This is a genomic window from Clavibacter capsici (genome assembly GCF_001280205.1).
In the GTDB taxonomy this organism is placed as follows: domain Bacteria; phylum Actinomycetota; class Actinomycetes; order Actinomycetales; family Microbacteriaceae; genus Clavibacter; species Clavibacter capsici.
Genome location: NZ_CP012573.1, coordinates 599,169 through 611,756, shown reverse-complemented (window position 1 = coordinate 611,756; position 12,588 = coordinate 599,169). Strand labels below are relative to the sequence as shown.

Genomic DNA, 12,588 nt, shown 5'->3' with positions numbered 1-12,588 from the left:
GCCGCGCAGCACTGCTGTCTGAGCGACCCTAACAGGGCATGCAGGGGCCTACCATGCCCCGGACGGGGGCGTTCCGGGCTGCCTGCGCGGCTCGTGAGCTGTGTGATGATAGACAGCCGAGGCTGTGGATATCCCACGTATGCGGACACTCCGCGCCTGTGTGCTTTTGGGGAAGGGTTCTAAGTTATGGCGCTCCGTGACTTCATTCGGATGCTGCGGAGGGGCGCGGTTCTCATCATCCTGACCCTCTTGGTCGGGGTCGGCGCGGCCGCCGCGTTCTCCCTCCTCCAGACCCCCGAGTACGAGGCCTCGACGAAGATGTTCGTCGCGCCCAGCAGCTCCGGCAACGTCCAGGAGCTCCAGCAGGGCAACAACTTCACCCAGCAGGCCGTGAAGAGCTACGCGGACGTCGTCACGACCCGCGCCGTGCTCCAGCCGGTCATCGACCAGTTCGGGCTCGACATCACGTCGCGCGAGCTGGCCGAGTCGGTGCGCGCCTCCGCGCCGCTCGACACCACGATCATCGACATCACGGTCAAGGACCAGAGCCGCCAGGACGCCGCGACGCTCGCGGACGCCATCGGCGCCAGCCTCACCACGGTCGTCGGCACGCTCGTCCCCGAGACCATCGAGGGCACGCCCCAGGTGCAGATCACGCAGCTCGAGCAGGCGGAGATCCCCGAGTCGCCCTCGTCCCCGAACCTGCCCGTCAACATCATCGTCGGCGCGCTCATCGGCCTCCTCATCGGCGTGGGCGTCAGCCTCCTCCGCGAGACGCTCGACAACCGCATCCGCGGGGAGCGCGACGTCGAGCTCGTCACGACCAAGCCCATCCTCGGCGGCATCGCGTACGACCCGAAGGCCACCGAGCGCCCCCTCATCGTGCAGGACGACCCGCGCAGCCCCCGCGCCGAGTCCTTCCGCAGCCTCCGCACGAACCTCCAGTTCCTCGAGTTCGGCGGCCGCTCGCGCAGCTTCGTCATCACCTCCTCCATCCAGGGCGAGGGCAAGTCGACCACCAGCTCGAACCTCGCGCTGGCGCTGGCCGACTCCGGCATCAAGGTCGTCCTCATCGACGCCGACCTCCGCCGCCCGCGCCTCGCGTCCTACATGGGCCTCGAGGGCGCCGTGGGCCTCACCGACATCCTCATCGGCCGCGCCGAGATCGAGGACGTCATCCAGCCCTGGGGCTCGGGCATGCTCTCGATCCTCCCCGCCGGCCAGATCCCGCCGAACCCCTCCGAGCTCCTCGGCTCGCAGGGCATGGCCCGCCTGCTGCAGGACCTCGAGGCGCGCTACGACGTGGTGCTCATCGACGCCCCGCCGCTGCTCCCCGTCACGGACGCCGCGATCCTGTCCAAGAACGCCGGCGGCGCGATCGTCGTCGTCGCCGCGGGCCGCACGCACCGCACCCAGCTGAAGAGCGCCATCGCCAACCTCACCAACGTGGGCGCGGACGTGCTCGGCCTCGTCATCACCATGCTCCCCACCAAGGGCCCGGACGCGTACGGCTACGGCCACTACGGCTACGGGTACGGGTACACGGAGGACGAGGACGGCCAGAAGACCAAGGCGCCCATCGAGAAGATCAAGGCGTAGCTCCCCTCCATGACGGAATTCCCCCCCACGAGCCGCAGGGCCGCACGCGCGGCCCTCGGCGACGCATCCTCCGAGGGCGTCGACGACGGCTCCTTCCGCGTCCTGTTCGTCTGCTCGGGCAACATCTGCCGCTCCGCCCTCGCCGAGCAGGTCCTGCGCACGCGCGTCCGGGCCATCTTCGGCGGCGACGCCGCGGAGGCCGACTCGGTCGTGCGCTTCTCCAGCGCCGGCACCATCGCGGCCGAGGGGCAGCGCATGCCCGAGCAGGCGGCGGAGCTGTCCGTCCGCTACGGCGGCGACCCGAGCGAGCACCAGGCGAGGTTCCTGACGCCCGGCATCATCCAGGGCGTCGACCTCGTGCTCACCATGGCCCGCGAGCACCGCAGCGCCGTCGTGCGCGCGGTGCCCCGCGCCAACCGCTTCACCTTCACGATCCGCGAGTTCGCCGCGCTCTTCCAGCACCTCGTCGAGGTGTCCGGGGATGAGAAGCACATCGCGTGCGACGGCGACGTGCCGGCGCAGCTGCGCGCGCTCATCCCGCTCGTCGCGGCGCAGCGCGGCGTGACCCTGCCGCCCGCGCACGAGGACGACTACGACGTGGTCGACCCGTACCGCCGGTCGCAGGCCACCTACGACGCGTCGGGCGAGCAGGCCGGGGGCGCCATCGAGTCGATCCTCGAGTCGGTTCGCGCGGTCACCCGCACGGACGCGCCGCGCACCCGGGGCTGACCCGACCAGCCCGACCGCACACGCGAGCGCAACCCGCTCCATCCAGACACCGCCGGCCCCGTACGGGAGCCGCCTGCCCCGGGGGACCAGTGGACACGCACCAGACACGACGCACGGACGAGGGCCAGGAGGGCTCGCGCTGGCGGGTCGTCTACGCCCGGCGACTGGCGCTGAGCGACGCGATCGTCATCGTGCTCACCACCTTCGGCGTCCAGTTCCTGTGGTTCGGCACGACCGCCGGCACGGTGGACCTCGGCGGCAACGCGCCGGACGTGGCCGTGACCTACACGATGGTCTCGGTCGTGCTGATCCTCGCGTGGCTGTTCGTGCTCACCGTCTACAGCACCCGCGACTACCGGATCGTCGGCACGGGCACGCAGGAGTACAAGCAGGTCGCCGACGCGACGCTGCGGCTGTTCGGCATCATCGCCATCGTCGCGTTCCTGGTGAAGATCGACCTGGCGCGCGGCTACATCGTCACGGGCCTGCCGCTCGGCCTCGTGCTGCTGCTCCTGTCGCGCGCGCTCTGGCGCGTGTGGCTCTCGGCCCAGCGGCGCCGCGGCGAGTTCTCCTCGCTGATCCTGCTGGTCGGATCCCTGGAGAGCACCACCCACACGGCCACGACGCTCGCCCGCGCCCCCAAGGCCGGCTACCGCGTGGTGGGCGCGTGCCTCACGGGCGACGCCCGGCCGTCGCGCCTGCCCGGCCTCGACGTGCCCGTGGTCGGGAACGCGGACGACGCGCTCGCGGAGCTGGAGCGCCTCGGCGCCGACACGCTCGTGCTCACGTCCAGCGACGAGCTGCCGCCCGAGCGGATCCGCGAGCTCAGCTGGTCGCTCGAGCCCGGCCGCCACCACCTCGTCATGGCGCCGGGCCTCACCGACATCGGCGGCCCGCGCATCCACACGCGCCCGGTCGCCGGCCTCCCCCTCATCCACGTGGAGACGCCGCGCTTCGAGGGGCGGAAGCTCCTCTCCAAGCGCCTGTTCGACATCGTCGTCTCCGGGATCACGCTCGTCGTGCTGAGCCCCGTGTTCCTCATCCTCGCGATCCTCATCAAGGCCACGAGCAAGGGCGACGTCTTCTACAAGCAGGAGCGCATCGGCCTGAACGGCGAGCCGTTCCACATGCTCAAGTTCCGCTCCATGCGCATGAACGCCGACGCCGAGCTGTTCGCGCTGCTCGAGCAGCAGGGCACGGCGGACACCCCGCTGTTCAAGGTCACGGACGACCCGCGCATCACGAAGGTCGGCGGCGTCCTCCGCCGCTACTCGCTCGACGAGCTGCCGCAGTTCCTCAACGTGCTGCTCGGATCCATGAGCCTCATCGGCCCGCGCCCGCAGCGCGAGGGCGAGGTCGCGCTCTACGACAGCGCCGCGCGCCGCCGCCTGCTCATCAAGCCCGGCATGTCCGGCCTCTGGCAGGTGTCCGGCCGGTCGTCGCTCTCGTGGGAGGACGCCATCCGCCTCGACCTCTACTACGTGGAGAACTGGTCGCTCACGGGCGACATCATCATCCTCGCGCGCACGTTCAAGGCCGTCTTCGGCGCGGACGGGGCCGTCTGATGGGCGGGCTGCTGGTCCAGGAGTGGATCGAGAAGTCGGGCGGATCCGAGAAGGTCTTCGACGCCTTCGCGCACGCGTTCCCCGACGCCGACCTCTTCACGCTCTGGAACGACGACCCGGGCCGCTTCGGCGACCGCCCGGTGCGGGAGAGCTGGCTCGCGCGCACGCCGCTGCGGAGGCGGAAGCCGCTCGCGCTGCCGTTCATGCCGCTCACCTGGAGCTCGCTCGACCTCGACGCGTACGAGTGGACCCTCGCGAGCTCGCACCTCTTCGCCCACCACCTGGGCCACGGCGACCACGGCACGCGCCGGCACGTGTACGTGCACAGCCCGGCGCGCTACCTCTGGACGCCCGACCTCGACCAGCGCGGCGCGAACCCGCTCGTGAAGGCGGCCGCTCCCCCGCTGCGCGCGCTCGACCGTCGGCGCGCGCAGGCGTCGCGGGCCTCGTTCGCGGCGAACAGCGCGTTCGTGCAGGACCGGATCCGCACCGCGTGGGACGTCGACGCCGAGGTCATCCACCCGCCGGTCGACGCCACCGCCATCCGCGCGACCGCCTCGTGGGAGGACGCGCTCACCGGATCCGACGCCGCCCTCGCGGCCTCGCTGCCCGACCGGTTCCTCCTCGGCGCCAGCCGCTTCGTGCCGTACAAGCGCCTCGACCTCGCGATCCGCGCGGGCGAGGCGGCCGACGTGCCCGTCGTGCTCGCCGGGTCCGGCCCGCTCGCCGAGGAGCTGCAGGAGCGGGCCCGGGCCGCGCGCGTGCCGGTCACGGTGATCCCGCGGCCGTCGGACGCGCTCCTCTACACGCTGTACCAGCGCTCGCTCGCGTACGTGTTCCCCGCGGTCGAGGACTTCGGGATCATGCCCGTCGAGGCGATGGCCGCCGGCGCCCGCGTGCTCGTGAGCGACGTCGGCGGCGCGACCGAGAGCGTCGTCGACGGCGTCACGGGCGTGCACGTCCACGACTGGGAGGGCGCCGGGCTCGCCGACGCGGTGGCGCGCGCCGCCGCCCTGGATCCCGCCGCGAGCGTCCGACGTTCCGCCGACTTCGACGCGGCCGTGTTCGAGCGCCGCGTCGCCTCCTGGGTCCGCCACGACGGATCCCGCCTCGACGGGGCGGCCGCGTGATGCGCCGGCTCGTCGTCAACGAGGCCTACGCGGGGCAGCGGGTCACCGGCCAGCAGCGCTACGCGACCGAGATCGCCCGCGCGCTCGAGGGCAAGGACGGCGTCACGCGCGCCACGCCCTCGGAGCGCATCCGGTCGTCCGGCGCCCGCAGCTGGCTGTGGGTGCAGACGACCCTGCCGTGGATCACGCGCCAGGACGTGCTGCTGTCGCTCACGAGCCGCGCGCCCCTCGTGCACCGCCGGCACATCGTGGTCGTGCACGACCTCTTCGTGCTCACGAACCCCGAGTGGTACAGCCGCGAGTACGTCGTGACCCACGTGCCGCTGCTCAAGGCGAACCTGCGCGACGCGCGCGTCATCGTCACCGTGAGCGAGCCCGTCGCCGAGCAGGTGCGGGAGCTCGGCCTCTCCAGCGCGCCCGTCGTGGTCGCCCCCAACGCGCCGAGCCCGGTGTTCGGCGAGCCGCGCGGGGCCGAGGAGCGCGCCCGCGTGCTGGAGAAGCACGGCGTGACCGACGGCGGGTACCTGCTCGCGGTCGGCAGCATGGATCCGCGCAAGAACCTGAAGCGCCTGACCGAGGCCTACCTCGCGCTGCCGGAGGCGACCCGTACGGCCGCGCCGCTCGTGCTCGTGGGCGCGAAGAGCGCCGTGTTCGGCGACGTCGACATGGCGGAGTCCGACGACATCAAGCTGGCCGGCTACGTGACCGACGACGAGCTCGCCGTGCTCTACGCGTCCTCCCGCGGCGTCGTGTTCCCGAGCCTCGCGGAGGGCTTCGGCCTGCCGCTCGTGGAGGCGATGGTCGCGGGCGCGCGCCTCGCCGTCTCCGACATCCCCGTCTTCCACTGGATCTGCGAGGACGACGCGACGTACTTCTCCCCCGCCGACACCTCCGCCATCACCGAGGCGCTCGCGCGGCTCGCCGCCGCCGACCCGCTCGGCGAGGAGGAGGCCGCGCGCATCCGCCGCGCCGTCACCTGCCGCTTCGACTGGCGGACCTCCGCGCAGACCGTGCACGACGCCTACCAGAGCATCGGGACCCGATGATCCGGCGTCTCGGTCTGCTGCTCCCGACGGGGGCCGCAGGGCTCACGCGCGTGCTCCAGCTGGTGCTGCTCGTGATCCTGACCCACCTGTCGGAGGGCTCGGCGCAGAACGCGCTCGTGACCGGGTTCGCTCTGCTCAGCTCGTTCGCGATCATCACCGACTCGGGCGCCGCCAACTTCCTTCTCTCGCTGCCGCGCACGCGCCTCACCCGCGGCGTCCACGCGCGGGCCGTCGCGTTCCACGCGGGCCTCGGGTCGCTCGGCGCGGCCGTCGCCGTGGTGCTGACCGTCGCGGCCGCCTCGACGATCCCCGGCGAGGCCGTGCTCCTCCTCGTCGCGCTCGGCGTCAGCCAGGTGCTCGACTCGCTGACCCGCACGATCCGCGCGCCCCTGCTCGTCGGCCGCCGGGACGCCTCCTACGCCTTCCCCGACCTCGCGCTCGTGGTGCTCAAGGCCGTGCCGCTCGCGATCGCGGTGCTCGCGCCCGAGATCCTCGTGCTGCTCGCCCTCCCGCTGGTGTCGCTCGTCGTCACCGCGGGTACCTGGGTCGCCGTCCGACGCGACCTCGCCACGACGAGCGACGAGCCCGTGCGCGTGTTCCCGCAGATCCTCGAGTTCGGCCTCTCCGGCTCCCTCAGCGCCCTCTACTCGCAGGCGCCGCTCGTGCTCGGCACGGCGATCCTCGGGGTCGACGCCGTCACGCCGCTGGCGCTCGCCTACCGCGTGGTGCAGCCGCTCGAGGTGCTGCCGGCGACGCTCTCGCAGCAGCTGATCCCCCGGATCCGCACCGCCGGCCGCCCCGCGCGCGCCTACTGGTGGCGGTTCGCGCTCGGCGGCCTCGTGCTCGCCGGGATCCTGGCCCTCATCCGCGAGCCCGTCGCGCAGGTGCTCGGCGGCGACGCGTTCGACCAGGTCGTCTTCCTCGTGATCCTGCTCTCGGTGGCCCCGAAGTTCGGCAACTACGCGCTGATGGCCTTCGCGATGGGCTCCGGCCTCGTCCGCGTGCGGCTCACCGCCACCGTCGTCACGGGCGTCGTCGCCGTGGCCCTGACGCTCGTCGCCTGCCTCACCGCCGGCACCGCCCTCCTCGCCGGCGTCACGCTCGCCAGCGAGCTCGTCCTGAGCGCCGTCATCGCCGCGCTCCTCATCCGCACCCGCAGGAAGGAGGACGCATGAGGATCCTCATCGTCTCCGCCGACCGCACCCTCGCGTCCGGCCACCCGCAGAACCTCGGCGACGCCTTCCTCACCGACGCGCTCTCCGAGCGCCTCCGCCGGGCCGGGCATGAGACAGTGGTCGCCGACTTCGGGCAGACCGCGCGCCTCGACTCCACCGAGGAGCGCGCGCGGGTCGGCGGCGTCCGCGGCCTCGCCGACCTCGTGCGCCAGGTCGACGCGGTCGTCGTGGGCGGCGGCACGCTGCTCGCCGACGACCAGCCGGGCCGTCCGTTCGCGGGACTCCCGCGCCTGATGGCGGTCACGGGCCTCATCGCCCGCACCAGCCGCACGCCGCTCGCCGTGTTCGGCGTGGGCGCGGATCCCGTCGCCCGCCGCCGCGCGCGCCTCGCCCTCCGCGCGGGTCTCGACGGCGCCCGCGTCTGGACGCGCGACCCCGACTCCGCCGGCCGAGCCGCCGGGTACTCGAGGCTGCCCGTCGAGGTGGCCGCCGACGTCAGCCTGTTCGCGGCCCCCGAGCTCGACCGGCTCGCCGCGCCCGCCGGCCGCCGCCGCGGCGCGGTCGTCGCGCTGAACGCGAAGCACTCCCCGCAGGCCACGCTCGCGGACGTCGAGGCGCTCGAGGAGCGCTTCGGCGAGGTCGTCTTCGTCTCGATGGACCAGGGCGACGACTCCGACGTCGGCGCGCTGCACCCCGAGGTCCGCGCCCGCCTCCGGACGGAGCCCGGCGACCACGGCTGGCGCCGCGCGGCCGAGCTCATGGCCGACCGCGAGGTCGTCGTCGCCTCTCGCATGCACGCCATGTACCTGGGTACGATGCTGAGGACGCCCGTGGTCGCGGTCGGCGGGGCCACCAAGGTCGGGGCCTTCGTCACCGAGTTCGGGACGCGCACGGAGCCGTCCGTCGACCGGGCGGTCCGCACCGCCGTCGCCGGGCCGGCCGACCCCGGCGCCGCATCCACCACCGCGGCGGCTCTCGTCGCCGCCACCGCCCGCCTGGACGCGGCTTTCGAGGAGATGACCACATGGGTCCGACGTTCCGCCTAGCGACCCCGGCGGTCTTCGCGGCCGCCGTGGTCCTCACCATCCTCGCCGCGCTCGGCGGCGTGGCCCTCCTCGGCAACGAGCTCTCCTACCCGTTCATGATCGCGGTGCTCGCGATCCTGCTCGTCGGCGTGCTCGTGAAGGAGACCGTCTCCAACGGGGACCCGATCACCCCGGGCGGCATCGTCGCGTTCACGGGGCTGCTCCTGTTCGTGCTGCGCCCGCTCACGGTCGCGAACAGCATGGAGACGAGCCCCGGCGCCATCGCCGACACGCGCTTCTTCTCCCCCACGCTGCAGCTCGCGGCGAGCTCCGCGCTCATCGAGGCGCTGATCTTCTTCTCGGCGTTCTTCGTCGTGTACTACTACCAGGTGGCCCGCGAGGCCCGTCGCATCGCCCGCGGCGGCGAGGACGCGAAGGCCCTCGAGCAGAACGCCATCGCCGGCGGCCCGGCCGTCGTCCACCCGGACACGCAGGTGCGCTGGCAGCGCGTGTTCAACACGTCGGTCTCGCAGGCGATCGTGGTCATCTCCTCGGTCGTGGCCCTCGGCCTCCTCGTGTACCTGGTGCTCTCCTCCGGCGGCATCCAGGCGTACACGACGGGCCTCGCCAACCGGAGCGACTTCCTCTCCGGCAAGTCGTTCATCGGCCTCTCCTACATCCCCGTGCAGATCGCGATCGTCTACAACGTGCTCGCGCGGCGCCAGAAGGGCCTCGAGGGCTGGAACTGGGTCAACCTCGTCGCCGTCCTGGTGCTCGTGGTCTGCGCCGGCTCGGCCGGCGGCCGCGGCCCGCTCATCATCGGCGTGTTCCTGCCGTTCCTGATCCTCAAGCAGGTCGGCCCGAAGCCCTTCCGCTTCCGCACCATCGCCCTCATCGGCGGCGTCACGGCCGTGGTCGCCATGGTCTACTCGATCGTCATCCGCGAGTCCACGTTCGACAACGGCCGCTCGCTCGACCGCCTCACGCAGGACCCGCTGGGCGTCCTCCTCGACCGCCTCACCAGCGGCATCGAGACCCGCCCGTTCGACGTCCTCATCCGCCTCAACGAGGTCGCGGCGCTGCCCGACTTCGTCTACCAGTGGGGCGCCACGTACGCCGCGGTGCCCGCCTGGTTCGTCCCCCGCGGGCTCTGGGAGGACAAGCCGTTCGGCGGCGGCAACACGTGGTTCACGTCCACGTACGTGCCCCGCTTCTACGGCGTCAACCGCGTCGAGACGAGCCTCTCGGCCATCGGCGAGGCGTTCTCGAACTTCGGGATCCCCGGGGTCATCGCCGTCGGCGCGCTCCTCGGCATGGTCGCGGGCCTGTTCATCCGCGCCCGCATGCGCCGCCGCGGGCTCCTCGGCGCCGCCATCGCGGTCGTCGTCACGCCCTACCTCTTCTCCCTCATCCGCGGCGACGCGTACCAGGGCATGTCGACGAGCATCGCCTCGCTCGTGATCCTCGTGCTGTTCTTCTGGATCTCGTCCACCCGCAAGCAGGTCACCGGCCCCGTCAGCGCGCCCGAGCCCCTCCCCGACGAGACCGCCCCCGCCGCCGTGCGCGAGCAGGCGCTCGCGGGCGCCGGCACCGCCGACGCGTCGCGACCCGCGATCGGCAACGGCCGGGCGTTCCCGGCCGGACGGCCGGCCCTGGACGGGAGCCCGAGACGGTGAGCGGCATCGACGACGTCCTGCCCCCGGCCGGCGACCCGTCGGGCGACCGGGACGGCGACCCCGGCCGCCGCCGCGGGCGCCCGGACCGCGACGCCTCCCGACCCCGCCGTCCGCTGTGGAAGCGCAAGCGCATCTGGACCCCCGTGGTCGTCGTCGGCCTCGCCGTGGTCGGCATCGCGGTCTCGGCCGCGCTGATCCTGCCCCGCGTGGACACCGTGCAGGCGGAGCTCCGCGAGGCGCTCCCGCTCTCCGACCAGGTGCAGACGGCGCTCCTCGCGGGCGACGTCGACACGGCGAAGTCCGGCGCCGCCGAGCTCCGCGACCACACCGCGAAGGCCGCCGAGGCCGCCGACGACGGCGTGCTCGCGGCCTACGAGTGGCTCCCCGCCATCGGCCCGAACCTCCACGCCGCCCGCGTGCTGGCGTCCACCAGCGACCGGCTCGCCACCGACGTCGTGACCCCCGCCACCGAGGTCTCCCTCTCCGCCTTCACGCCCGTCCTCGGCCGCATCGACGTCGACGGGATCCGCTCCCTCGGCCAGACGGTCGACACCGCGAGCGAGGGCCTCGCCGGGGCGCGCGCCGAGCTCGGCACCATCGACCGCGACGCCCTCTGGGCGCAGGTCGCGAACGACGTCGACCTCATGGACGACACGCTCACGAGCACCGAGGAGACCGCGGGCACCTTCCGCGAGGTCACCGGGATCCTCCCCGACCTCCTCGGCGCGGACGGCGCGCGCAACTACCTCCTCATGTTCCAGAACAACGCCGAGGTGCGCTCCACCGGCGGCAACCCGGCGGCCCTCGTGCTGCTGACCGTCGAGGACGGCACCGTGCGGATCGCGAAGCAGGCGTCGAGCAACGACTTCCCGCGGAACGTGCGCCAGGGCGACATCCCCGACGAGACCGTGCGCCTCGTCGAGCCGCGCGCCGACCGGTTCGAGCAGAACATCACGATGTTCCCGGACTTCCCCACGTCGGGCGCCCTCGCGAAGGCCTACTGGGAGCGCTACATCGGCGACCGCGTCGACGGCGTCATGTCGTTCGACCCCATCGCGCTCAGCTACCTGCTGGAGGCGACGGGCCCCATCGAGCTGGCCACGGGCGACGAGCTGAACGCCGAGAACGCGGTGCCCACCCTCCTCGGGGCGGTCTACGGCCAGTACCCCGACTACCTCGCGCAGGACCGCTACTTCGCGAGCGCCGCCAGCACGATCTTCGCGAAGCTCGTCACCGACACCCCGCCCGTCGTGCCGCTGGTCACCGCGCTCGACCGCGCGATCGACGAGCGGCGCCTGCTCATGTGGAGCACCGTGCCCGAGGAGCAGGCGCTCATCGAGGGCGGTCCGCTGAGCGGCGCGCTGCCCGACGACAACGCCGACCAGACCGCCATCGGCCTGTTCTTCAACGACATCGGCTCCGGATCCAAGATGAGCTACTACCTGCGCTCGGGCTCCCGGATCCAGGCGGAGACCTGCGGCGACACCACCGCCTACACGGTGTCGGTGGACATGACGAGCATCGCGCCGCTCGACGCCGCGACGAGCCTGCCGCGCTACGTCACGGGCCTCGACGGCAAGGCGAAGGGCCGCCAGTTCGACGACCTCCTCGTGTACGGGCCCGTCGGGTCCACCGTCTCGGGCTGGTCGACGCAGGCCGACCTCACCACGGAGGAGGCTCGTGGCACCGACATGGGGCGCGGCATGATCCGCATCCGCACCGAGCTCGCGCCGCAGGACACGAAGACCGTCGACGTGACCTTCACCATGCCCGCGTCCGACGACGCCGGCCCGCTCGAGGTGCGGCACACGCCGCTCGTGCGGCCCCTCGAGTCCGACATCACGCAGGTGCCCTGCACGACGGGCGGCTGACCGACGCACCGCCCCACGGCGCCCGCGCTCCCTCCCCGGATGGGGGCTTAGCAGCCGGCACCCGCCCCCATAGGCTCGACGAGCCGCCGGGGGACAGCCACCCGCCCCCGCATGCCCGCATGCCCGCATCCCGCCCCCGCGGATCCTCCAGGCCGAGAGCACACGTTGACACCCAGCACCGCCACCACCCCCGCCCGCCGTGCGGGTCGCGCACGTCGATGGATCCTGCGCACCCTCCTGGCCCTGTTCGTGCTGCTGCTCGCGTGGCTGCTCGCGGGGATCCCGCTCTTCGTGCTCCCGCCTGCCAGCCAGCCGGACAAGGCCGACGTGATCTACGTCATCGGGCCGCCCAACCCCACCCGCCGCGACCTCGCGGCGAAGCTCGTCGACGAGGGCTACTCCGACACCGTCGTCTTCTCCGTGCCGTCCACCGGGCCGCAGTCGGCCGCGGAGCTCGCGGCGTGCAACGGCGAGTTCCCCTACCCCGTCACGTGCGACACCCCGTCGCCCTTCACGACGCAGGGCGAGGCGCGCTACCTCAAGGAGAAGTCCGCGGAGAACGGCTGGACGAGCGCCATCGTCATCACCTGGACCCCGCACGTGACGCGCACGCAGCTGATCTTCGACCGGTGCTTCGACGGCGACCTGATGGTGGTCGAGGACCCGGTGGACTTCGGCTTCCGCCAGTGGGTCTCGCAGTACACCTACCAGACCGGCGCGTTCGTGAAGGCCCTCGTCACGCCCGGCTGCTGACCCGATCGTCGCGTCGCGA

At 72.8% G+C, this 12,588-nt stretch carries 10 protein-coding genes; all 10 read left to right on the top strand.

Going from position 1 to position 12,588, the window contains the following annotated elements:
* The first annotated feature begins 186 nt into the window (after positions 1–186).
* The 10 genes from AES38_RS03080 to AES38_RS03035 all read left to right on the top strand — a co-directional run bounded on the left by AES38_RS03080 (position 187) and on the right by AES38_RS03035 (position 12,569).
* The gene (locus AES38_RS03080; RefSeq protein ID WP_043674145.1) at positions 187–1,599 is read left to right on the top strand and encodes a tyrosine-protein kinase domain-containing protein; all 1,413 of its coding nucleotides are present in this window, start codon (positions 187–189) and stop codon (positions 1,597–1,599) included.
* Positions 1,600–1,608: 9 nt separating this feature from the next.
* Positions 1,609–2,328 (top strand): arsenate reductase/protein-tyrosine-phosphatase family protein, encoded by a 720-nt coding sequence (locus AES38_RS03075; protein WP_053773735.1) that lies wholly within the window; start codon positions 1,609–1,611, stop codon positions 2,326–2,328.
* An 89-nt stretch (positions 2,329–2,417) separates the two neighbouring features.
* Positions 2,418–3,893 (top strand): sugar transferase, encoded by a 1,476-nt coding sequence (locus AES38_RS03070; RefSeq protein ID WP_053773734.1) that lies wholly within the window; start codon positions 2,418–2,420, stop codon positions 3,891–3,893.
* Complete coding sequence (locus AES38_RS03065; RefSeq protein ID WP_053773733.1) at positions 3,893–5,023, top strand: glycosyltransferase; 1,131 nt, start codon at positions 3,893–3,895, stop codon at positions 5,021–5,023. The genes AES38_RS03070 and AES38_RS03065 overlap by 1 nt, the downstream gene beginning before the upstream one ends.
* Positions 5,023–6,069 (top strand): glycosyltransferase family 4 protein, encoded by a 1,047-nt coding sequence (locus tag AES38_RS03060; RefSeq protein ID WP_244629279.1) that lies wholly within the window; start codon positions 5,023–5,025, stop codon positions 6,067–6,069. The genes AES38_RS03065 and AES38_RS03060 overlap by 1 nt, the downstream gene beginning before the upstream one ends.
* Positions 6,066–7,244, top strand: a complete 1,179-nt coding sequence (locus AES38_RS03055) for a hypothetical protein (RefSeq protein ID WP_053773731.1) — start codon at positions 6,066–6,068, stop codon at positions 7,242–7,244. Before AES38_RS03060 ends, AES38_RS03055 begins: the two co-directional genes overlap by 4 nt.
* Complete coding sequence (locus tag AES38_RS03050; RefSeq protein WP_053773730.1) at positions 7,241–8,290, top strand: polysaccharide pyruvyl transferase family protein; 1,050 nt, start codon at positions 7,241–7,243, stop codon at positions 8,288–8,290. Before AES38_RS03055 ends, AES38_RS03050 begins: the two co-directional genes overlap by 4 nt.
* Positions 8,269–9,945, top strand: a complete 1,677-nt coding sequence (locus AES38_RS03045) for an O-antigen polymerase (RefSeq protein WP_053773729.1) — start codon at positions 8,269–8,271, stop codon at positions 9,943–9,945. Before AES38_RS03050 ends, AES38_RS03045 begins: the two co-directional genes overlap by 22 nt.
* Positions 9,942–11,816, top strand: a complete 1,875-nt coding sequence (locus AES38_RS03040) for a DUF4012 domain-containing protein (RefSeq protein WP_053773728.1) — start codon at positions 9,942–9,944, stop codon at positions 11,814–11,816. Before AES38_RS03045 ends, AES38_RS03040 begins: the two co-directional genes overlap by 4 nt.
* Positions 11,817–11,981: 165 nt before the next feature.
* Positions 11,982–12,569 (top strand): YdcF family protein, encoded by a 588-nt coding sequence (locus AES38_RS03035; RefSeq protein ID WP_053773727.1) that lies wholly within the window; start codon positions 11,982–11,984, stop codon positions 12,567–12,569.
* Positions 12,570–12,588: the final 19 nt, after the last annotated feature.

What these genes read in the sequence shown, in the direction of transcription:
- AES38_RS03080 (WP_043674145.1), top strand. Translation starts at nt 187, where the DNA reads ATGGCGCTCCGTGACTTCATTCGGATGCTGCGGAGGGGCGCGGTTCTC.
- AES38_RS03075 (WP_053773735.1), top strand. Translation starts at nt 1,609, where the DNA reads ATGACGGAATTCCCCCCCACGAGCCGCAGGGCCGCACGCGCGGCCCTC.
- AES38_RS03065 (WP_053773733.1), top strand. Translation starts at nt 3,893, where the DNA reads ATGGGCGGGCTGCTGGTCCAGGAGTGGATCGAGAAGTCGGGCGGATCC.
- AES38_RS03060 (WP_244629279.1), top strand. Translation starts at nt 5,023, where the DNA reads ATGCGCCGGCTCGTCGTCAACGAGGCCTACGCGGGGCAGCGGGTCACC.
- AES38_RS03055 (WP_053773731.1), top strand. Translation starts at nt 6,066, where the DNA reads ATGATCCGGCGTCTCGGTCTGCTGCTCCCGACGGGGGCCGCAGGGCTC.
- AES38_RS03050 (WP_053773730.1), top strand. Translation starts at nt 7,241, where the DNA reads ATGAGGATCCTCATCGTCTCCGCCGACCGCACCCTCGCGTCCGGCCAC.
- AES38_RS03045 (WP_053773729.1), top strand. Translation starts at nt 8,269, where the DNA reads ATGGGTCCGACGTTCCGCCTAGCGACCCCGGCGGTCTTCGCGGCCGCC.